Here is a 20,050-nt window from a genome sequence, read left to right as displayed (position 1 = left end):
GCGGGCAGTCCGGAAAGCAGGGGGTGTGCCGGGGCGTCAGCCGCCGAGACAGCGGGCGCGGGCGCGCAGGAAGACCTCTTCGGCGAGTGCGCGGTCGTCCGGGTGGGGAGTCCGGTACGCCCACGGCAGCGTCGTGTAGTACGGGCCGAGCGAGTCGAAGACCCGGGCCGCGTCGTCGAAGCGGAGGGCGCCGAAGAGGCCGTGCGCCAGGTGGTTGAGGTCGAGCAGGGAGGCCTCGTCGGTGGCACAGAAGAGGAACCAGGTGTCGAGGGCGCGCCGGGCTTCACGTACGGCGTCCTCCGCGACCCAGTGGAGGTCGAGGGCGCGCTCGTGGCCGCGCTCCCGCCGGTAGCGCTCGACGCGCACATAGAGCGGCAGGACGTGCAGGGCGGAGCCGACGGGTGCGGAGGAGGCGGCCCAGTGGCAGTAGTTGACGGCCTCGGAGAGCGGCCCGGGGCGCCGGGCGTAGACGAACTGCAGCATGCGGTGGTGCGCTTCGCGGTTGTGCGGGGCGCGCTTCTCCGCCTCGGCGAGCAGACCCCAGGGGCCGGGCGGCAGCATGGGGGCCGGCGGGGAGAGCCGGTGGTCGGCCATGCGCTGGTGTACGTCGAGTGCGGCGAGGGCGAGCAGGCCCACCCACGGCACCGGGTCGGCGGGGGCGAGATCGGCGGCCTCGCGGCAGGCGGTCCCGGCCTCCTGCCAGAGTTCCCTGGTGCGGGGGTGGCCGGCGCGGTGCGCGCGTACGGCCCGCTCGACCGTGACGCGGCTGTGCATCACGGTGGCGGCGAGGTTGTCGGGCTGCTCGGCACGCCAGGTGTGGACGACGTCGGTGCCGGCGGCGACGGCGGCGAGGACCTGGGTGCGCCGGGTCCAGCTGTCCCAGTCCGCCGTCTCGCCGAGAAGCCGTGCCATGGCCACCCAGCGGCCGGTGCGTAAGTCCTGGACGGCGTTGCGCAGGGCGTGGTCGTGGCCCGCGGGGTGGTAGACGGGCCGGAAGCCGTGTCCGGCCATCAGGGGGTGGGGCGTGGTGTGGATGACATGGGTCCTCGGTGGGTGGAGGGGGTGGTCAGTCCCCCGGCGGGCGTCCCGGCCGTTGATCGGCGATCACTATAGAGGGCGCTGGATGCGACCGGTCCACTTTCTTGCCCGACCGTAACTATCCAGCCAGCGACCGATTTTGACTTACTGTCAGGCGGCCGCGGCGGACCTGACGGGGTCATCCGCCGAGGCTTGACGAAGGGCCGTCGCGACGGCACCCTGACCCCTTTCGGTGACCGTCCGGTCACCGAGAGGTCCAGCGACAGGAGCGGCACGATGACGGGCGGCCCGGTACTCGCCGTCGACCAGGGCACCTCGGGCACCAAGGCCCTCGTCCTGTGTCCCGAACGCGGAGTCGTCGGCAGCGGTACGGCCCCGGTACGGCCCCGGTATCTGCCGGGCGGCCTGGTCGAGGTCGACCCGCGTGAGCTGTACGACTCCGTGGTCGCCGCGGGGCGGGCCGCGCTCGCCGACGCGGGCACCGCGGTCGTGGCCGTGGGCCTCGCCAACCAGGGCGAGACCGTCCTCGCCTGGGACCCCGCCACCGGCGAACCGCTCACCGACGCCCTGGTGTGGCAGGACCGCAGGGCGGCCGGGATCTGCGCGGAACTCGACGCCCACGCCGACCGGTTGCGGCACCTCACCGGGCTTCCGGTGGACCCCTACTTCGCCGCGCCCAAGATGGCCTGGATCCGCCGCCACGGCACCGGCGCCGGCGTCGTCACCACCAGCGACGCCTGGCTCGTCCACCGGCTCACGGGCGCCTTCGTCACCGACGCGGCGACCGCGGGCCGGACCGGGCTCCTCGACCTCGACACCGTCGCCTGGTCGGAGACCGCCCTCGACCTCTACGGCCTCGGCGGCGAACGGCTCCCCCGGGTCGTGGACTGCGACACGCCCGTCGGCACCACGAGCGCCTTCGGGCCGCCGCTGCCGCTCACCGGCCTCCTGGTGGACCAGCAGGCGGCGCTGCTCGCCCAGAGCGCCGACGACCCGGCCGCCGCCAAGTGCACGTACGGTACGGGCGCCTTCCTCCTCGCCCGGACGGGGCCGGTGCCCCGGCGCGCCGCCTCCGGCCTCGTCAGCTGTGTCGCCTGGCGGCTCGGCGGACGTGTCACCCACTGTCTGGACGGCCAGGTGTACACGGTCGCCTCGGCCGTGCGCTGGCTCACCGACCTCGGCGTCATCGCCGGGGCGGAGCAGATCGACCCGGTCGGCGGCGGAGTGCCGGACACCGGCGGGGTCACCTTCGTCCCCGCCCTCGCGGGGCTGGCCGCGCCCTGGTGGCGGGGCGACGTGCGCGGCTCGCTCACCGGCCTCGGCCTGGACACCACGCCGGGCCATCTGGTGCGCGCCCTGTGCGAGGGCATCGCCGCCCAGGTCGTCGAGCTCGCCGCCGCCGTCGCCGCCGACCGGGGCGCTCCCCTGACCTCGCTGCGCGCCGACGGCGGGCTCACCCGGTCCGCGCTGCTCATGCAGACCCAGGCGGACCTCCTTCAACTCCCGGTCGAGGTCTCCTCGTCACCCGACGCGACGGCGCTCGGGGTGGGCGCGGTGGCCCGGCTCGGGCACGACCCGGGGCTCACGCTCCGCGAGGCCGTACCGGAGTGGAAGCCGTCGGCGGTGTACGAGCCGAGGATCTCGGGCGACGAGGCGGCGGCGCGGCTCGGCCGGTTCCGTGACGAGGTGGAGGCGGCGGTGGAACGGGCGGGGGCGGGGCCCGGCGGCGGTACTGGTGGTGCCGGTGGTGCCGGTGGTGCCGGTTCCAGCGGCGAGGGTTCCGGTTCCGTATGAGCGTCACCCGCACGGGCCCCCTCCCCGCGGGCGCCGACGCGACGTACGACGTCGTGGTCGTCGGCGCCGGAGTCGTCGGTTCCGCCATCGCCCGCACGCTGGCCCGCCACCCGCTGCGGGTCGCGCTCGTGGAGGCGGCGAACGACGTCGGCGACGGTACGTCGAAGGCCAACACGGCCATCCTGCACACCGGTTTCGACGCCGTCCCCGGCTCCCTGGAGGCGCGGCTCGTCCGGGACGGACACCGGCTCCTCTCGGCGTACGCGCGGGAGACCGGCATCCCCGTGGAGCCGCTCGGCGCCCTCCTCGTCGCCTGGGACGAGCAGGAGCGCGCCACCCTCCCCCGCCTCGCGGAGAAGGCCGAACGCAACGGACACCGCACGACCCGGCTGCTCTCCGCCTCCGAACTCCGCGCGAGGGAACCACACTTGGGCCACGGGGCGCTCGCCGCGCTCGCCGTCCCGGGCGAGTCGGTGATCTGCCCGTGGACGACGACCCTCGCGTACGCCACGCAGGCCGTGCGCTCCGGGGTGGACCTGCACCTGAACTGCCAGGTGGAGAAGGTACGTCCGGGCGATCCGTACCACCGGATCGTCACCGGGCGAGGGGTGCTGCGGACCCGTCACCTCGTGAACGCCTGCGGGCTCCACGCCGACGCCTTCGACGCGCTGGTCGGACGCGAGGACTTCACCGTCACCCCGCGCCGGGGGCAGCTGCTCGTGTTCGACAAGTTCGCCCGTGACCTGGTCCGGCACATCCTGCTGCCCGTACCCGGCCCCCTCGGCAAGGGCGTGCTCATCGCGCCGACGGTGTACGGGAACGTGATGCTCGGGCCCACCGCCGAGGACCTGGACGACAAGACCGCCACCGGCACGACGGCGGACGGACTCGCCGGACTCCGTGAACAGGGCGGCCGGATCCTCCCGGCGCTCCTCGACGAGGAGGTCACGGCCGTCTACGCGGGGCTGCGGGCCGCCACCGGGCAGGAGGACTACCGGATCACCGCCCACCCGGAGCTGCGGTACGTGACGGTGGGCGGGATCCGTTCCACCGGGCTCACCGCGTCCCTGGCCATCGCCGAGCACGTGCGCGGGCTGCTCGCCGACTGCGGGCTCGACCCGGGTCCCGAACGGCCGCTCGCCCCGCTCCGTATGCCGAACCTCGGGGAGGCCTTCGCCCGCCCGTACCGGGGCGCCCGGCTCATCGCCCGCGACCCCGACTTCGGCTCGATCGTCTGCCACTGCGAGCGGGTCACCCGGGGCGAGATCCGGTCCGCGCTCACCTCGACGATCCCGCCGGGGGGCCTCGACGGGCTGCGGCGGCGCACGCGCGCGCGTGGCGGCCGCTGCCAGGGCCACTACTGCGGCGCGGAGGTGCGGGCGTTGTTCGAGGAGTACGTCGAGGAGTACGGGGAGGGCTCGCGGTGAACCGTACGGTCGACGTGCTCGTCGTGGGCGCGGGGCCCGCCGGGCTCGCCGCGGCGGCCCGTCTGGCGGCGGCGGGCGCGGGCCGCGTCGAGGTCCTGGAACGGGAGGAGGCGGCCGGCGGGGTGCCACGGCACTGCGCCGGTACGGGATTCGGGGCGGACGCGCTGGGCCGCCCCCTCGACGGCCCGGCGTACGCGCGGCGTGCCCTGCGGGCGGCGCTGCGGGCCGGGGCGACCGTACGGACCGGTGTGTCGGCGACCGGCTGGGCAGGTCCGCTGACCCTCGACGTCACCGCCCCGACCGGGCTCGAACGCGTCCGGGCCCGTGCGGTGATCCTCGCCACGGGCGCGCGTGAACGGCCCCGCAGCGCCCGGCTCGTACCGGGCTCACGGCCCGCCGGGGTGCTGACCACGGGCGAGCTCCAGCGGACGGTGTGCCGGTTCGGTGCCCGGCCGGAGCGGATCGGGCGGCGGGCGGTGGTCGTCGGCGGCGATCCCGTGGCCCGCGCCGCCGTGCGGACGCTGCGGTCGGCGGGGGTGGAGGTGGCCGCCCTTGTGAGCGAACACCCGGTACGACGGGCCGCGTTCGGAAGGCTCCCGGTACTCGCCGGGGCGGTCGTGACGGAGCTGATCGGGCGCGGCCGGCTGACCGGGGTGGCGGTCCGGTGCGGGGACGGCCGTGCGGCCGTGCTGCGGTGCGACACGGTGGTCTTCACGGGCGACTGGATCCCGGACCACGAACTGGCCCGCGCCTGCGGGCTGCCGCTCGCCCCGGGCACGCGCGGCCCTGCCGTGGACGGGGCCTTCCGCACCGCCGAGCCCGGGGTCTTCGCGGTCGGCAACCTCCTGCACGGGGTGGAACCCGCGCTGGTGGCCGCAGCCGAGGGTCGGGCCGTGGCGGCCGCCGTACGGGAGCGGCTCGACGGAGGTTCCTCGCCGGTGACCGGAGTGCCGGTGGTGGCGGAGGGGCCGCTGCGATGGGTCTCGCCCGGTCTCCTGGGTCCGGTGGCGGTCCCGCTGCTCGTCCGTCCTGAGCGCCGGCTCGTACGGCCGGTCCTGACCGCCGCTCAGGACGGGACCCCGCTGCGGCGGGAGCGGCTCAGCGGGGTGCTCGCTCCGTGGCGTTCGGTACGGCTGCCGCCGCACTGGACGAGGGGCGTGGATCCGGCGGGCGGCCCGGTGGTGATCAGCGCGGAGGAGTGAGGGGAGTGCGGGGCGTGTGAGCCGGGGGTGCGCGGGCCGGTGTGTTGCGCCGCTGCGGGGGTGCGGCTCTTCGGCGACACTGGGCGGCATGCCGGAGAAGCGCAGCGCGGGTCTGCTCGTCTTCCGCCGTACGACGGACGGTGGCGTCGAGGTCCTCATCGGTCATATGGGCGGGCCCTACTGGGCGTCCCGTGAGCAGGCCGCCTGGTCGATCCCCAAGGGGGAGTACGAGCCGGACGAGGCTCCGGAGGTCGCGGCGCGCCGCGAGTTCCAGGAGGAGCTGGGGCTTCCGGCCCCCGAGGGCGAGTGGTCGGATCTCGGTGAGAGCCGGCAGCGCAACGGAAAACTCGTCACCGTCTGGGCCGTGGAGGGCACGCTCGACCCGGCCGCGGTCGTACCGGGCACCTTCACCCTGGAATGGCCGCCCCGGTCCGGTGTCCTGACGGAGTTCCCGGAGATCGACCGAGTGGGCTGGTTCGCCCCGGAGGAGGCCGCTCCGCTGCTCGTCGCGGGGCAGCGGGTCTTCCTCGAACGGCTGGTGACGCATCTCGACGGGCGGGGCTGAGGACGATTGTCAGACCCGTACGAGAGGGTGGTCAGCGCCGAACTGTCGAGAGGGAGCCCGACATGACCACGATCACCGCCAGCGAGCGCGCCGCCGCCCAGGCGTACCTGCGGCTGCTCGAATCCACCCAGGCCGTTCTGACCGATCCCCAGCTCGCCCCGTACGCGGGGGTGATGCTCACGAACCCGATGGCCGAGGCGGACGAGGCGCTCCGCGCCGCGGGCCTCGCCGGGAACGAGGACCGGCTGCTGCGGCTCGTCTCCTCGCTGCGGGCCTCCCCCGCGAGCGCGTGGGGGCGCGCCGGCTGAGCCCCGCCCGGCTCCCACGACCCACGTGGGGGCCGTCAGCCACCCGGCCGGACGGGGAGCGTCCTGACGCTGTTGCCGACGAAGCCGGAGTGACGGGGCAGCTCGGACTCCGGGACGGCGAGGTCCAGGTCCGGGAAGCGGGTGAAGAGCGCCTCGAGGGCGATGGCGGCCTCCATCCGGGCGAGCGGGGCGCCCAGGCAGTAGTGGGGGCCGTGGCCGAGCGAGAGGTGCTTCACCGCCCCGGCGCGGGTGAGGTCGAAGCGGTCGGCGTCCGGGCCGTGGGCCTTCGGGTCCCGGCCCGCCGCCGAGTAGCCGGCCAGGACGGGGGTGCCCCGGGGGACGAGGGTGCCGTCGATGGTGAGGTCGCGCGTGGGGTAGCGGAACGGGAAGTAGCTGACCGGGCTGTCCCAGCGGAGGGTCTCCTCCACCACGTGGGACCAGGTGGCGCGTCCCTCGATGACCAGGGCGAGCTGGTCACGGTGGGCGCAGAGCGCCCGGACCGCGTTGGTGACCAGGTTCAGGGTGGTCTCGTGTCCGGCGATGATCAGCAGGAGCAGGGTGCCGATCAGTTCGGGCTCGCTGAGCCGGTCTCCGTCCTCGTCCCGGGCGGCGATGAGGGCGCTGGTGAGGTCCTCACCCGGGGCCGCGGCCTTCTCCCCGACGATGGAGGCGAGGAGTTCGACGAGTTCACGGTTGGCGGCGACCGCCCGCGCGGGCTCGGTGTCGGTGGCGACGACCAGGCTGGAGAGACGGTGCAGCCGGTCCTGGTGAGCGGGGTCGACGCCGAGGAGTTCGCAGATGACGCCGAGCGGCAGCGGAAGCGCGTAGTGGCGGCGCAGGTCGGCGACGCCGTCGCCGACGTCTGCGGCTTCGGCGAGCGAGTCGAGGAGCCCGGCGGTGACCGTCTCGACGCGCGGGCGGAGTTCCTCGACCCGGCGGGCGGTGAAGGCGCTGCTGACGAGGGTGCGCAGCCGCCGGTGGTCGGCGCCGTCCGCGGTGGTCATGCCGGGGACGATGGCGAAGGTCCGCAGGGGCCAGCCGTCGGGTATGCGGCCTTCGGTGAGGGCGGTGAAGTGCTGGGCGCCCTTGGCGACGTCGGGGTGGGAGAGGAAGTCACGCAGGGCGTCATGGCCGAGTACCGCCATGCCCTCGATGCCGCCGGGCAGGACCACCGGCGCCACGGCGCCCTCGGCGAGCAGCCGGGCGTTGGCCGCGTGCGGACAGCCGCCGGCCGGGTCCAGGCGGTGCGGCGGCCGGCCGGAGGCGGCGCTGTGCGGTGTGTTCACGGCGGGAACTCCTGACGGCCGAGGGGTGTGAGCGGTCGGATTCTACGGTCAACTCTGTGCCGTGCGTACGGCGTTGTCGAGGGCGCTGTCGTCGCCCGGCCGGTCGGGTCCCCCGCCCCTGCCGAGGAGTTCGGCCAGGCCACGGCGGGTGGCGGCCACGACGACCCGGTCGCCGGGTCCGAGGACGCGCTCGGGGCACAGCCGCCAGCCCTGCCCCCCGGCGCCGGAGCGGGAACCGGCCCCGGTGGCCGTACCGGCGGCCGTGGCGCTTCCGTCGAGGGCGATGACCCGCCAGGCGCCCGCGTGGAAGGCGTCCGCCACGGTGAGGCCGTCCAGGAGCGGATGGTCCTTGACGTCCACGGCGGCGAAGAGGAGGACCCGGCGCTCGACCGGGACGGCGCCGAGCACCTGCCGGCCCAGCATGGCCCCGGCGAAGGCGGGCGCGGCGAGGTGGGAGACGCTGCGGCTGCGGGTGAGGGCCGCCGGGTGGGCGGTGCGCAGGGTGCGGAAGACGGCGGTGGCGAAGTCGTCGTCGTACAGGCGCAGGACGACCCGCAGGTCGGGGGTGACGGCGCGGGCGGAGAGCGCGGCCTCCAGGTTGGTGATGTCGACGCTGGTCAGGGCGAGGAGGGCGTGGGCGCGGTGGATCCGGGCGGCCTCCAGGACGCCTTCCTCCGTGACGTCGCCGATGACGGTGGGGACGCGGAGCCTGCGGGCGACGGCGACGCCGCGGGCCTCCGGGTCGGACTCGACGCACACCACCGGGATGTTGAGCCTGCGCAGCCGGGCGAGGACGCGGGTGCCGACCTTGCCGAGACCGAGGAGGACGACATGTCCGGAGAGGCTGCGCGGTGGTCTGCGCAGGGTGGTCGCCGTACGGAAGGTGCCGAGGCCTTCGATGAGGGCGGCGACGATCACGGGCAGCAGGAGCAGTCCGACGAACCCCGCGAGGATCTGGAGGACCTGCCGGCTGGTCGACTCCTCCAGGGCCGGTTCGCCGATGGCGAAGATGTCGAGGAGCGTCAGATAGGCCGCGTGCAGGGGGTGGTCGCCGGTGGTGAAGGTGGAGGCGAGGGCGAGTGCGAGGACCGCGGCGGCCGCTCCGGCCAGGGACCAGCGCAGCCGGCGGGAGAAGAGGGAGGCGACGGGCAGCGCGGAGGCGGCGAGACGGCCCGGCGAGAGGGTCGGTCCCGCCGGGGTGACCGCTTCGAGGGTGACGGCGGCGCGGCCGGTGGCGGCGGCGACCGTCCGGTCGTCGGGCAGCAGCCGGGGGCCCTCGTCGCCGCTGCGTTCGGAGCCCTCGCAGCCCGCCGGGTCGCCGGCCGTGGCGGAGAGCAGGGCGAGCGTGCAGAGGCCGGGGTCGGGGGCCTCGCCCGCGGTGGGCGGGCGCTCGACGGCGTGCAGCAGCAGTCCCCCGGCCTGGACCACTTTGCTGGTGCCCGCGACGGCGGCCGCGGCGAGGCCGGGGGCGGCGGTGTCGACGTCCGAGAGGACCGTGGTGGCGGCGTCGAGCTTCTCGGGGTCGAGGCCGGGTTCGGCGACGGCGGCGGCCTGGTCGAGGAGGGTTTCGAGGTGCTGGCCGAGCTTGCGGTTGTAGAGCCGGATGACCAGGCGGAGGCGGGGGTTCAGGCGGCGGGCGGTGAGCGCGGCCCGGATGTTGGTCTCGTCGTCGTCGTGGACGAGGGCGAGCGCGGCGGCCCGCTCCACCCCGGCGTCCGTCAGGGCCCGGTCGTCCGCCTCCGCGGCCTCGACGACGCGGAGGGTGCCGGTGGGCTCACCGCCGTCGGCGACGCCCCCGGCCGGGGCGGTGGTGGCACCGGTGGTGCGGGTGACGGCGGCGGTGACCCGCCCGAAGAGGGCGAGGGCCCGGCCGGCCCGGGCGATGGGGGTGGGCGGGGCGTCCGGCCGGTGCGGTACGAGGAGGGTGACCTGCTCGCCGTACACCTCGTGCAGTTCGCCCGCGAGGCGGTGCGCGAGGGCGTCGTCCCCGCAGACGATCATGTGCCCGGCCGGCGCCTGACGCGGCTGCCGATCGCCCCGGAGGGTCGGCGCGCCGAAGGGGCCGCCGGCGGAGGCCCCCGGGGGCCTGGCGGGGCCCGGGACGGACCGGGGGGCAGGTTCGACGGGAGTGACTCCGGTGGCTCCTGCCGGAACCGCGTTGCTCTGGTACGGATGTGAGGGCACGTCACAAGGATGCCCTGCGGCACCGACAACGCGGCGGGCCCGGCCCGGGTCCCGGCCCCGATCCCATACGCCGCGAGGCCCGGCGCGATCAGCGGACGCGAGGCCCGGCGGTCCCGGCCTTCGGGTCCTGGCCGGTGCTCTCGCCCCGGACGCCGCCGCCGGCCCGGCCCGATCGGGAGGGCGCGAGGCTCGGCCCGAGGCACCACCGTCCGCCCGAGGGCGCGAGGCTCGGCCCGATCGTGGGAGCGGCCGCGGCCCCGGGCGCCGCCGCGCACGGTCTGCTCGCCGCGGCGTCCCTCCGCCACCCGGGCGGGCTCACGACGCGCCGCCGTACGCCGCATCCGCTACCCCGGTCGGCGCACTCCGATCTGCGCCTCCCGCTCCGCCTTCCTACGGTGGCTGAATGATCGTCATGTCAGCTGTCCGTCATACCGCCGTGGGCACCGCGGCGGTGCTGCTGGTGCTGCCCGTCCCCGCGGCCGCCGCCGCTCCTGTCACCCCGGCGGGCTCCGCCGCCCACGTCGGCGTGGTCGGGGAGCCCACGCCACCCGCGCGGCAGTACGTCGACCCCGCGCGGCTCGCCCGGAGGGGCACGCAGGTGCAGCGGCTGCCGGGCGCCCCCGAGGTGCCCTCGGTCTCCGCACTGTCGTGGGTGGTGGCGGACGCCTCCTCCGGCGAGGTGCTCGCCGCGCGGAACGCGCACCGGAAGCTGCCGCCGGCCAGCACCCTGAAGGCGCTGTTCGCCCTCACCGCGCTCCCCCGCCACGACCCCTCCGCGCAGCACACCGTGGCCGATTCCGAGTTGACCGGGATCGGGGACGGCAGCAGCCTGGTCGGGGTGAAGGAGGGGTACACGTACAAGGTCTCCGACCTGTGGAACGGGGTGTTCCTCAGCTCCGGGAACGACGCGGTGCGCGTCCTGGCCGCGATGAACGGCGGCTGGGAGTCGACGGCCCGCCAGATGCAGGAGAAGGCCCGGTCCCTGGGCGCCCTGGACACGAACGTGGTGTCGCCCGACGGGTACGACGCCCCGGGGCAGGTGTCCTCGGCGTACGACCTGGCGGTGTTCGGCCGGGCCGGGCTCCAGGACCCGGCGTTCACCCGGTACTGCTCGACGGCGTACGCGGACTTCCCGGCGGGCTCCTGGTCGTACGGCATCGCCAACACGAACCGGCTGCTCACGGGCGCGGACGGGGTGGCCCGCTACCCCGGGCTCATCGGGATCAAGAACGGCTACACGAGCAACGCGGGCAACACGCTGATCTCCGCGGCCCGGCGCGGCGACCGGACCCTGGTCGTCACGGTGATGAACCCGCAGGGCGGCGGCGGGCTCGCCGTCTACGAGGAGGCGAGGGAACTCCTCGACTGGGGCTTCGGGGCGGCGGGACGGGTCCAGCCGGTGGGCTCGCTGCTGCCCGTACGGACGAAGGCGGCGGCCGATCCCGGCACCAGGGCCGTGACGGCGCCCGGGGACGGACGCGACACGGAGGCCGCCGGCCGGGCGCCGCGCGCCGGGGCGAAGGCGGACGGCCCGGCGGCGGACGGCCCGGCGCCACGCGCCGGGGCGGAGGCGGCGCTCGCGTCCGGAAAGGACCCGGCGGAGGAGGGAGCCGTTTCGCCCGCGTCCGCCGCTCTGCCCCTGACCCTGGTGGGCTCGGCCTGCGCGGCGGCGCTCGCCCTGTGGGGGCGCCGGCGCAGGACGGGCCACCGGGCGCCCTGACCGGACGTCCGGGCCGCCTCGCGTGCCGTCAGGCGCCGATGTACGCGGCCAGGTGCTCCCCCGTGAGGGTGGAGCGGGCCGCCACGAGCTCGGCGGGGGTTCCCTCGAAGACGATGCGGCCACCGTCGTGACCGGCGCCGGGGCCCAGGTCGATGATCCAGTCGGCATGGGCCATGACCGCCTGGTGGTGCTCGACGACGATGACCGACTTCCCGGAGTCCACGAGCCGGTCGAGCAGGCCGAGCAGCTGCTCCACATCCGCGAGGTGCAGTCCGGTGGTCGGCTCGTCGAGGATGTAGACGCCGCCCTTCTCGCCCATGTGCGTGGCGAGCTTGAGCCGCTGGCGCTCGCCGCCGGACAGCGTGGTGAGCGGCTGGCCGAGGCTGAGGTAGCCGAGTCCGACGTCGGCGAGCCGGGCGAGGATGCGCTGCGCGGCCGGGGTGCTCGCCTCGCCCGCGCCGAAGAACTCCACGGCCTCGGTCACGGACATCGCGAGCACCTCGCTGATGTCACGGCCGCCGAGGAGATATTCGAGGACCGAGGCCTGGAACCGCTTGCCCTCGCAGTCCTCGCAGGTGGAGGAGACGCCGGCCATCATCCCGAGGTCGGTGTAGATGACGCCCGCGCCGTTGCAGGTGGGGCAGGCGCCCTCCGAGTTGGCGCTGAACAGCGCGGGCTTCACGCCGTTGGCCTTGGCGAACGCCTTCCGGATCGGGTCGAGCAGTCCCGTGTACGTCGCCGGGTTGCTGCGGCGCGAGCCGCGGATCGGGCTCTGGTCGATGGACACGACGTCCTCGCCCGCGGCCCCCGAGCCGTGGGGCAGGGAACCGTGCACGAGGGAGCTCTTGCCGGAGCCGGCGACTCCGGTGACGACGGCGAGCACCCCGAGCGGGATGTCGACGTCGACGTTCCGCAGGTTGTGCGTGGTCGCGCCCCGGATCTCCAGGGTGCCGGTGGGCTCGCGCACCGTGTCCTTGACGCCGGCCCGGTCGTCGAAGTGGCGGCCGGTGACGGTGCCTCCGGTCCGCAGACCCTCGACGGTTCCCTCGAAACAGACGGAGCCGCCCGCCGTACCGGCGCCGGGGCCGAGGTCGACGACGTGGTCGGCGATCGCGATCGTCTCGGGCTTGTGCTCGACGACGAGCACCGTGTTGCCCTTGTCGCGCAGTTGGAGCAGGAGGTCGTTCATCCGCTGGATGTCGTGCGGGTGCAGACCGATGGTGGGCTCGTCGAAGACGTAGGTGACGTCGGTGAGCGAGGAGCCCAGGTGCCGGATCATCTTGACGCGCTGGGCCTCACCGCCGGACAGGGTGCCGGCCGGCCGGTCGAGGGAGAGGTAGCCGAGGCCGATCTCCACGAACGAGTCGAGCGTCAGCTGGAGCGCCGTGAGCAGCGGCGCCACCGACGGTTCCTTGAGGCCGCGCACCCAGGTGGCCAGGTCGCTGATCTGCATCGCGCAGGCGTCGGCGATGCTGATCCGTTTGATCTTCGACGCCCGGGCTCCTTCGGCGAGGCGGGTGCCGTCGCACTCGGGGCAGGTCGTGAAGGTGACGGCGCGCTCGACGAACGCCCGGATGTGCGGCTGCATCCCCTCCTTGTCCTTGGCCAGGAACGACTTCTGGATCCGCGGGATCAGCCCTTCGTACGTCATGTTGATGCCCGCGATCTTCATCCGGGTCGGCTCGTGGTGGAGGAAGGCGTGCAGCTCCCTCTTCGTGTACTTGCGGATCGGCTTGGCGGCGTCGACGAGCCCGGACTCGCTGTAGAGCCGGTAGTTCCAGCCGCCCGGCGTGTAGCCGGGGATGGTGAGCGCGCCCTCGTCGAGCGACTTGGAGTCGTCGTAGAGCTGGGTGAGGTCGATGTCGGAGACGCTGCCCCGGCCCTCGCAGCGCGGGCACATGCCGCCGGTGCGGTTGAAGGTGGCCTTCACGGCCTTCTTGTTGCCGACCTCGACGGTGATCGCGCCGCTCGCCCGGACCGAGGGCACGTTGAACGCGTACGCGCTGGGCGGGCCGATGTGCGGCTTGCCGAGGCGGCTGAAGAGGATGCGGAGCATCGCGTTGGCGTCGGTGGCGGTGCCCACCGTGGAGCGGGGGTCGGCGCCCATCCGCTGCTGGTCGACGATGATCGCGGTGGTCAGCCCGTCGAGCACGTCGACCTCGGGGCGGGCCAGGGTCGGCATGAAGCCCTGGACGAAGGAGCTGTACGTCTCGTTGATCAGCCGCTGGGACTCCGCGGCGATCGTGTCGAAGACGAGGGAGCTCTTGCCCGAGCCGGAGACGCCCGTGAAGACCGTGAGCCGGCGCTTCGGGATCTCGATGCTGACGTCCTTGAGGTTGTTCTCGCGGGCCCCGTGCACGCGGATCAGGTCGTGCCGGTCGGCCGGGTGGGGAGGCTGCTTGTCCATGGCAGCCACGCTAGCTGCGGCCGAACGGCGACGCTTCTCTCATCCTGATCGATCCATGGCGTCCATGCCGGTCCATGGCGATCCACGGCGATCCATCGATCGATCCATCCATCAGGCCCCAGGGAGGCCCTCCAGGGCTTGCCGGGGCGCGGTGCGTGATCCGGCCACATAACGTTCGGCGGCGTGGACGGCTTCGCGGGCGGTTCGCTCTCCCATGAGGACGCACAGGGTGTACGCCGTGTCCTCGAAGCGCCGGCGCGCCGACAGGTCGCACGGCCTGGCCAGCACGGTCCGCTCCTGGGCGCGGTAGTGCCGGAGCAGCCGGTCGACCGTGTTCCTGTCGGGCAGCAGCATGGTGTCCTCCTTCTCCTTCTCCTTCTCCTTCTCCTGAGTCGCTCCATAGTCCCGGTCGTCGGCGACGCTCGCGACCCGCACGGACACGTCGAGTGACGGCGTCGCCCGGCGTGCGCTTCCGCCGTCCATGACGGAGGGTCGAAGACATGAATCCGAGCACGATTTCGCGGGTGGTCGTCACCGGCGCCACCGGCAATGTGGGCACGAGTCTGGTCCGGGCCCTGGCGGACGAGCCGGGCGTCGGTTCGGTCCTCGGTCTCGCCCGGCGCCGGCCCGACCTCGACATCCCGGGGGTCGAGTGGGCCGAGGTGGATCTCTCCCGGGAGGGGGACGAGCCCCTGCTCGCGCGGCACGTCGCCGACGCGGACGCGGTCGTCCACCTGGCCTGGCGGTTCGGGCCGACCCACGACCCGGTGGAGACCTGGCAAACGAACGTCCTGGGCTCGGTGCGCGTCTTCGACGCGGTCGCCGCGGCGCGCGTGCCGGCCCTGGTGTACGCCTCCTCGGTCGGGGCGTACTCGCCCGGGCCCCCGGGCGGTGCCCCGGTGTCCGAGGCGTGGCCGACGCACGGCTGGCCGGACGCCGCGTACACCCGGGAGAAGGCCTATCTGGAGCGGGTCCTCGACACCTTCGAGCGGGACCATCCGCTGATCCGGGTGGTCCGGATGCGGCCGGCGTTCCTCTTCAAGGAGGAGTCGGCGAGTGAGCAGCGGCGGATCTTCGCGGGGCGCTTCTTCCCCGGCCAGTTGATGCGTCCCGAACTGCTGCCGCTGCTGCCGGAGTTCGAGGGGCTGCGCTTCCAGATCCTGCACACCGAGGACGCCGCCGACGCCTACCGGCGGGCGCTGCTGCGGGACGTCCGCGGCGCGTTCAACCTGGCCGCCGAGCCGGTGATCGACGGGACGACCCTGGGCGAGATGCTGCACGCCCGGCCGGTACGGGTGCCGGCGGGCGCGGTGCGGGGCGCGCTGTCGGCGGCCTGGCACCTGCGGCTCGTCCCTGCCTCCCCCGGGCTCTTCGACGCGATGCGCCACATGCCGATCCTCGCGACGGAGCGGGCGCGGCAGGAGCTGGAGTGGACGCCGTCGCGGAGTTCGCGGGAGGCCTTGGAGGCGTTCCTGCGGGGTGTCCGCGGGGGTGCGGGCGACGACACGCGCCCGCTCGCGGGGCGCCGCGTGGGCTGATCCGGCGGCCGCCACGCGCGCGGGTGGACGACTTGTGGACGACTTCACGCGCGTGGGTGGACGACTCACGCGCGCGTGGACGACGAGCAGTCAGCGTGGGGTGCTGGGCCAGTCGACGAGCCGGATCGCCCCGCCGGCGGCCTCGCGGCCACGGCAGTGGGCGCGGTGGCGTCGTACCACCGCGTCGATGTCGAGCCGGCGGGCGAACTCGGGGCGCGCGGCCAGGCGTCGGGCGTAGGCCCACAGGGCCGGATGACCGGCGACCCGTTCCATCGCGGCGGCGTCCAGGTGCCAGCGGTGGACGGTGTCGAGCTGGACCAGGGTGACCCAGACCCGCACGTCGGCGGCGGTCGGCGCGTCGCCGAGCACGTACGGGTGGCGGGCGAGCCTGCGTTCCAGGGAGCCGAGTGCCGCGAAGAGGACGGTGAGGGGGTCGCGGTGGGCGGACTCGCGGTCGAGTCCGAGCTCGCCGGCCCGCTGGGCGGCCCGGTTGACGCTCCTCTCGCACAGGTCGGTGATCGCCTCGATCTCGGCCCGGTGCTCCTCGGGCAGCAGCTCGGGGCCGTCGCCCCGGAAGCGGAGGGCGAGGTCCCGGAGGATGTCGGGGACGTGGGTGCTGACGATCCGCCCGGCCCAGCCGTCGCTGAGGACGGGTGCGGCGGCCGGGCCGTCGTAGAGGTGTGCGCTCGCGTCGTACAGCGGGCGGAGGGCGGTGTACCCGCCGTCGGGCGTGTCGGGGGTGTCGGGCAGCACGGTGAGCGGGAGCGTGTCGTCGAGTCCGAGGAGGCTGTGGGTGAGGGCGATGCTCAGACAGCCGGGGTCGGACGGTGCGAGATGGAGTCGGTAGCGGTGCGGCACGGCGTAGTGGCCGCTGCGCACGTCACGGCCGATCCGGCCGCGGAAGACGGGCGCGGCGGAGGCGGGCAGCAGTGAGGACGGGACGACGGACATGCTTCTCCCTTGGGGGTGCTCGATGCTCAGCGCTCAGTGCTCGGCGGTCGGAGTTCGGGGTTCGGTGCTCGAAGCCCGGTCGGAGCGGCGCGCGACGGCGGTCTCGGCGGGCGTGGGCGCGCGACGGCGGTCTCGCAGGGTGCGGCGTGCGTCTCAGTGAGCGGGACGTACGCGCCGACGGTGACGGCGACTCGCGGCGCTGCAGACCCGCAGCAGATCGATGTGCCGACGCGACGTGAGGGGCAGAGGGCGCGGAAGGGGCAGGGGGCGCGGGAGGGGCACGGCGGGTGAGGTGTCCCGCCGACCGCTGCGTCCCATGGTTCCCTACCTGTTCGCTCGGTTTACCCGTCCCCGAGTCTCCGACCGGTCATGGACGACGTCAAGGGTGCGGAACGGGCCACCTCCCGCGCCGTGCGGAATAATGCGCGCATGCGCATTTCAGCCAGGGCCGACTACGCGGTGCGTGCCGCCCTCCAGCTCGCCGCCGCCGAGGACGCCGGGCCGCTGAAGGCCGAGGCGATCGCCGAGAACCAGGGCATCTCGCACAAGTTCCTGGAGGGGATCCTGGGCGACATGCGCAAGGGCGGTCTGGTGCAGAGCCAGCGCGGGGGCAACGGCGGTTACTGGCTGGCCAGGCCCGCGGAGTCGATCTCGGTGGCGGAGGTCATCCGCTGCGTGGACGGCCCGTTGGTCTCCGTCCGCGGGGAACGCCCGCCGGATCTGTCGTACACCGGGGCCGCCGAGTCGCTGCTCACCCTGTGGATCGCCCTCAGGGCGGGTGTCCGCGAAGTGCTCGGGGTCTCGCTCGCGGAGGTGGCGGCGGCCGAGCTGCCGGCCGGGATCATCGCGCTCGCGGACGACCCGGAGGCCTGGACCAACCCCTGAGCGGTCGACCAACCCCGTACGACCTGCGCCGACTTGCCCGCGTCCCATAGGCCGGTACGACTCTGTCCACTCTGCGGACGCCCCTTGGGGCAGGACCTTCCCCTCTGTCAGTATCCCTACTATTCCAGTGGGGATACTAGGGATCGGGTGAGGTGACGTGAGTACGCCGAGGAGATCGCCGAACAGAGCAGCGATGGGCACCGCCTCCGCACCGCTCGGCCGACCGGGTGACCACCCCGACCAAAATCTCGCAGACGATCTCGCAGAACATCTCGCCGAACACGCCGCCGGCCGGCCCGCCGACGACGCGATCTGGCCCCGCGTCACCCGCGAACTCGCCGACGACCTGGCCTTCGACGCCCTCGCCAGGGACCGGGCGGGGAAGGTGCCATTCGACGAGGTCGCCCGGCTCCAGGAGGCCGGCCTGCCCGCCCTGCTCACGGCGCCGGGACCGGGCAGGCGGGGCGCCGACTGGCGGGCCGCTTCCGCGGTCGTACGGGAGATATCCGCCGCCGACAGCTCGGTGGGCGAACTTCTCGCCCATCACTACGCGCTGTCCTGGAGCGGCCGCTTCTTCGGTCCCGTGCGGAAGCCCGGAGGTCGGCGCCCGAGCGGGCCCGCGCTCGATGTCCGTACGGCCGAGGGGGGCTGGCTGCTCGCCGGCGGCATCGAACCGCCGTGCGCCGAGACCGGCCCCGGGCTCATGCTCACGCCCGCCGCCACCGGCCCCGGTTGGGTCCTCGACGGGGCCCGTACCTTCGCCTCCGCCGTGACGGTGGCCGACCGGCTCGTCGTCGGGGCCCGCCCCGGCGGCACGGGCGAGCTGCTCGTCGTCCTGGTGGACCCGGCCCGGGACGGGGTGTTCACCGACGCCGCCACGGACCGGGTCGGGCAGCGGCTCGCGGGCGCGGGCACCGTCACCTTCGACCGGGTCCCGGTGCCGCCGGAGGACGTCATCGGCGCCGTTCCCCAGGACGAGCACGCCGTGGCCCCGTACACCACGCTCGCCCCGCTGGCCCTGCGGCTGCTCCTCGTGCAGGTCGCCCTGGGCGTCGCCGAGGGGGCGCTCGCCGAGGCCCGGGACATCCGCCGCGCGGGAAAGGCGGCACCGGCACCGGCACCGGCCGGCTATCCGGGAGGTCACCCGATCGGCCTCCCGGGTGCGGACGGCACCGGGACGATCAGCGCCGGGGACGATCCGTACCTCCTCCTCGCCTACGGGGAGCTGGCCACTGCCGCGCACGCCGCCGCGGCCGTGGTGGAGCGGGCGACGGACGCACTGGCCCGCGGTCTGCTCGCCGCCCGGTCGCTCGGCGTGGAGGAACGGGCCGACATCGCCGTCCTGGTCGCGGCGGCCGAGACGGTCACCGGCAGGGCGGCCGTGCACATCACCACCCGCGTCCTCGAACTCGTCGACGGCACGGCGGGCGCCGACGTCCGCTCCGGAGGGCCCGGCTTCGACCGCTTCTGGCGGAACGCCCGCACACTCACCGCCCCCACGCGGGCGGCCCACCGACTCCGTGACATCGGGGACCACTACCTCAACGGCAGCCACGCGCGTCTCACCCTGCCGGCCTGACGGTGGACACCGCGCCGGTGGAGGGGCGAGGGGACGGACGTACCGGCATGTCGGGACGTCCGGCCCTCTCGGCGGACCGCCGATGGGCCCAAGCTGGGAGGAGAAGGGCCCGACCGTCCGGCGGGCCCGACACCGCGCCCACGGAGGCATTCTGATGAGTCATGAGATCGTCGCTGGAGTGGACGGGTCCCCGGAGAGTCTCGCCGCGGCCGACTGGGCCGCCCGCGAGGCCGGCCACCGGGGGCTCCCGCTCCGCCTCGCGCACGCGTGGCGCTGGGAACCGCTCGACCTGCCCCTGGTGCAGGACCGCGCCGCCCAGGAGCGCGTCGCGGAGGCGGTCGTGCGCGAGGCGGAGGCCACCATCGCCGACCGCTACCCGGGGCTCGCGCTCACCGCCGAGGTGCTCGCCGACACGCCGCCCGCCGCGCTGCTCGGCACCGAGGGACACGCCGAGATGCTCGTCATCGGCTCACGCGGCCACGGGGCCGTGGCCGGGTTCCTGCTCGGCTCGTACGGCCAGCAGATCATCGCCGCCGCCACCCGCCCCGTGGTGGCCGTCAGGTCCCGCGACGGCGAGCCGGCCGAACCTCCCACGGGACACGTGCTCGTGGGGCAGCACGGCGGCCCCGAGGACAGCGCGGCCGCGCTGCGCTTCGCGTTCGAGACCGCCGCCGCGCGCGGGGCCTCGGTGCGGGCCGTACGCGCGTGGAGCCTGCCGCCGCTGTTCGCCTACAGCCCCACGTCGATGCGGCTCGCCGACGAGGCCGGCGGGCTCGTCCCGTACGAGGAGAAGGCGCTGCGCGAGGCCCTCGCGCCGTGGCGCGAGCGTCACCCGGACGTGCCGGTCACCGAGCACGTCGAGCTGGGCAGCGCCGGTCAGGTGCTGCTCTCCGCGTCGGGGGCCGCCCAGCTGATGGTGGTCGGCCGGCGGGCCGGGCGGGGAGCGATCGGGCCCCGGATCGGTTCCGTGGCGCACGCGGCGCTCCACCTCGCGCCCTGTCCGGTGGCGGTCGTCCCGCAGGACTGAAAGGGTTCAAGTGGTCAATGCGGGGTGACGCGCCGTGTTGACGCGTCACCTTGACGAGGAGTGTCGGGGCGGACGGGGCCGGAAAGTGTTATCGCCGTCGCCCCGGTGGCTCTCCCACAGCGCCGGACCGTCCGGCGAC

At 74.7% G+C, this 20,050-nt stretch carries 16 protein-coding genes; 10 read left to right on the top strand and 6 right to left on the bottom strand.

The window, feature by feature from the left end; all coding sequences use genetic code 11:
* Positions 1-36 precede the first annotated feature (36 nt).
* The gene (locus tag ACIRB7_RS11570; protein WP_403595788.1) at positions 37-1,011 is read right to left on the bottom strand and encodes a hypothetical protein; all 975 of its coding nucleotides are present in this window, start codon (positions 1,009-1,011) and stop codon (positions 37-39) included.
* A 303-nt stretch (positions 1,012-1,314) separates the two neighbouring features.
* Between ACIRB7_RS11570 and ACIRB7_RS11565 the strand changes: the two genes are divergently transcribed.
* From ACIRB7_RS11565 to ACIRB7_RS11545, 5 genes are all read left to right on the top strand, one after another.
* Entirely contained in the window at positions 1,315-2,832 is a 1,518-nt protein-coding gene (locus ACIRB7_RS11565; RefSeq protein WP_403595785.1) for an FGGY family carbohydrate kinase, read from the top strand.
* Positions 2,829-4,259, top strand: coding sequence for an FAD-dependent oxidoreductase (locus ACIRB7_RS11560; RefSeq protein ID WP_403595782.1), 1,431 nt, complete (start codon positions 2,829-2,831; stop codon positions 4,257-4,259). The genes ACIRB7_RS11565 and ACIRB7_RS11560 overlap by 4 nt, the downstream gene beginning before the upstream one ends.
* Positions 4,256-5,461 (top strand): FAD-dependent oxidoreductase, encoded by a 1,206-nt coding sequence (locus tag ACIRB7_RS11555; protein ID WP_403595779.1) that lies wholly within the window; start codon positions 4,256-4,258, stop codon positions 5,459-5,461. Before ACIRB7_RS11560 ends, ACIRB7_RS11555 begins: the two co-directional genes overlap by 4 nt.
* Positions 5,462-5,549: 88 nt before the next feature.
* Complete coding sequence (locus tag ACIRB7_RS11550) at positions 5,550-6,026, top strand: NUDIX domain-containing protein (protein ID WP_403595776.1); 477 nt, start codon at positions 5,550-5,552, stop codon at positions 6,024-6,026.
* Positions 6,027-6,088: 62 nt separating this feature from the next.
* On the top strand, positions 6,089-6,334 hold the full coding sequence (locus ACIRB7_RS11545; RefSeq protein WP_360792917.1) for a hypothetical protein: 246 nt from the start codon (positions 6,089-6,091) through the stop codon (positions 6,332-6,334).
* A gap of 35 nt (positions 6,335-6,369) precedes the next feature.
* Here ACIRB7_RS11545 and ACIRB7_RS11540 read toward each other — a convergent pair whose 3' ends face one another.
* Together ACIRB7_RS11540 and ACIRB7_RS11535 are read right to left on the bottom strand one after the other, a co-directional pair.
* The gene (locus ACIRB7_RS11540; protein ID WP_403595773.1) at positions 6,370-7,620 is read right to left on the bottom strand and encodes a cytochrome P450; all 1,251 of its coding nucleotides are present in this window, start codon (positions 7,618-7,620) and stop codon (positions 6,370-6,372) included.
* 48 nt (positions 7,621-7,668) lie between these two features.
* Positions 7,669-9,621 carry an NAD-binding protein gene (locus tag ACIRB7_RS11535; protein WP_403595769.1) on the bottom strand — a complete coding sequence of 651 codons (1,953 nt, stop codon included), beginning with the start codon at positions 9,619-9,621 and terminating at the stop codon, positions 7,669-7,671.
* Positions 9,622-10,207: 586 nt separating this feature from the next.
* Between ACIRB7_RS11535 and ACIRB7_RS11530 the strand changes: the two genes are divergently transcribed.
* A complete protein-coding gene (locus ACIRB7_RS11530; RefSeq protein ID WP_403595766.1) occupies positions 10,208-11,524 on the top strand; it encodes a D-alanyl-D-alanine carboxypeptidase family protein in 1,317 nt (438 codons plus the stop codon).
* A gap of 28 nt (positions 11,525-11,552) precedes the next feature.
* On the opposite strand, the gene ACIRB7_RS11525 is transcribed toward ACIRB7_RS11530, so the two are convergent.
* Complete coding sequence (locus ACIRB7_RS11525; RefSeq protein ID WP_403595764.1) at positions 11,553-13,931, bottom strand: ATP-binding cassette domain-containing protein; 2,379 nt, start codon at positions 13,929-13,931, stop codon at positions 11,553-11,555.
* A 111-nt stretch (positions 13,932-14,042) separates the two neighbouring features.
* Positions 14,043-14,414 carry a DUF5133 domain-containing protein gene (locus ACIRB7_RS11520; protein ID WP_403595761.1) on the bottom strand — a complete coding sequence of 124 codons (372 nt, stop codon included), beginning with the start codon at positions 14,412-14,414 and terminating at the stop codon, positions 14,043-14,045.
* A 17-nt stretch (positions 14,415-14,431) separates the two neighbouring features.
* On the opposite strand from ACIRB7_RS11520, the gene ACIRB7_RS11515 reads away from it, so the two are divergent.
* Positions 14,432-15,469: an NAD-dependent epimerase/dehydratase family protein gene (locus ACIRB7_RS11515; protein ID WP_403595758.1), complete on the top strand. Its 1,038-nt coding sequence runs from the start codon at positions 14,432-14,434 to the stop codon at positions 15,467-15,469.
* A gap of 90 nt (positions 15,470-15,559) precedes the next feature.
* Here ACIRB7_RS11515 and ACIRB7_RS11510 read toward each other — a convergent pair whose 3' ends face one another.
* Positions 15,560-16,420, bottom strand: a complete 861-nt coding sequence (locus ACIRB7_RS11510; protein ID WP_403595755.1) for a glutathione S-transferase C-terminal domain-containing protein — start codon at positions 16,418-16,420, stop codon at positions 15,560-15,562.
* A gap of 429 nt (positions 16,421-16,849) precedes the next feature.
* On the opposite strand from ACIRB7_RS11510, the gene ACIRB7_RS11505 reads away from it, so the two are divergent.
* The 3 genes from ACIRB7_RS11505 to ACIRB7_RS11495 all read left to right on the top strand — a co-directional run bounded on the left by ACIRB7_RS11505 (position 16,850) and on the right by ACIRB7_RS11495 (position 19,911).
* Entirely contained in the window at positions 16,850-17,305 is a 456-nt protein-coding gene (locus tag ACIRB7_RS11505) for an RrF2 family transcriptional regulator (RefSeq protein ID WP_403595752.1), read from the top strand.
* 193 nt (positions 17,306-17,498) lie between these two features.
* Positions 17,499-18,884, top strand: a complete 1,386-nt coding sequence (locus tag ACIRB7_RS11500) for an acyl-CoA dehydrogenase (RefSeq protein ID WP_403595749.1) — start codon at positions 17,499-17,501, stop codon at positions 18,882-18,884.
* Between the two features lie 154 nt (positions 18,885-19,038).
* Positions 19,039-19,911, top strand: coding sequence for a universal stress protein (locus tag ACIRB7_RS11495; RefSeq protein ID WP_403595746.1), 873 nt, complete (start codon positions 19,039-19,041; stop codon positions 19,909-19,911).
* Positions 19,912-20,050 lie beyond the last annotated feature (139 nt).

The organism is Streptomyces sp. NPDC093795 (assembly GCF_044764665.1).
In the GTDB taxonomy this organism is placed as follows: Bacteria; Actinomycetota; Actinomycetes; order Streptomycetales; family Streptomycetaceae; genus Streptomyces.
This window is presented reverse-complemented; position numbering and strand designations above follow the sequence as displayed.

What these genes read in the sequence shown, in the direction of transcription:
- ACIRB7_RS11570 (WP_403595788.1), bottom strand. Translation starts at nt 1,011, where the DNA reads ATGGCCGGACACGGCTTCCGGCCCGTCTACCACCCCGCGGGCCACGAC.
- ACIRB7_RS11565 (WP_403595785.1), top strand. Translation starts at nt 1,315, where the DNA reads ATGACGGGCGGCCCGGTACTCGCCGTCGACCAGGGCACCTCGGGCACC.
- ACIRB7_RS11560 (WP_403595782.1), top strand. Translation starts at nt 2,829, where the DNA reads ATGAGCGTCACCCGCACGGGCCCCCTCCCCGCGGGCGCCGACGCGACG.
- ACIRB7_RS11550 (WP_403595776.1), top strand. Translation starts at nt 5,550, where the DNA reads ATGCCGGAGAAGCGCAGCGCGGGTCTGCTCGTCTTCCGCCGTACGACG.
- ACIRB7_RS11545 (WP_360792917.1), top strand. Translation starts at nt 6,089, where the DNA reads ATGACCACGATCACCGCCAGCGAGCGCGCCGCCGCCCAGGCGTACCTG.
- ACIRB7_RS11535 (WP_403595769.1), bottom strand. Translation starts at nt 9,621, where the DNA reads ATGATCGTCTGCGGGGACGACGCCCTCGCGCACCGCCTCGCGGGCGAA.
- ACIRB7_RS11530 (WP_403595766.1), top strand. Translation starts at nt 10,208, where the DNA reads ATGATCGTCATGTCAGCTGTCCGTCATACCGCCGTGGGCACCGCGGCG.
- ACIRB7_RS11525 (WP_403595764.1), bottom strand. Translation starts at nt 13,931, where the DNA reads ATGGACAAGCAGCCTCCCCACCCGGCCGACCGGCACGACCTGATCCGC.
- ACIRB7_RS11520 (WP_403595761.1), bottom strand. Translation starts at nt 14,414, where the DNA reads ATGGACGGCGGAAGCGCACGCCGGGCGACGCCGTCACTCGACGTGTCC.
- ACIRB7_RS11515 (WP_403595758.1), top strand. Translation starts at nt 14,432, where the DNA reads ATGAATCCGAGCACGATTTCGCGGGTGGTCGTCACCGGCGCCACCGGC.
- ACIRB7_RS11510 (WP_403595755.1), bottom strand. Translation starts at nt 16,420, where the DNA reads ATGTCCGTCGTCCCGTCCTCACTGCTGCCCGCCTCCGCCGCGCCCGTC.
- ACIRB7_RS11505 (WP_403595752.1), top strand. Translation starts at nt 16,850, where the DNA reads ATGCGCATTTCAGCCAGGGCCGACTACGCGGTGCGTGCCGCCCTCCAG.
- ACIRB7_RS11500 (WP_403595749.1), top strand. Translation starts at nt 17,499, where the DNA reads ATGGGCACCGCCTCCGCACCGCTCGGCCGACCGGGTGACCACCCCGAC.
- ACIRB7_RS11495 (WP_403595746.1), top strand. Translation starts at nt 19,039, where the DNA reads ATGAGTCATGAGATCGTCGCTGGAGTGGACGGGTCCCCGGAGAGTCTC.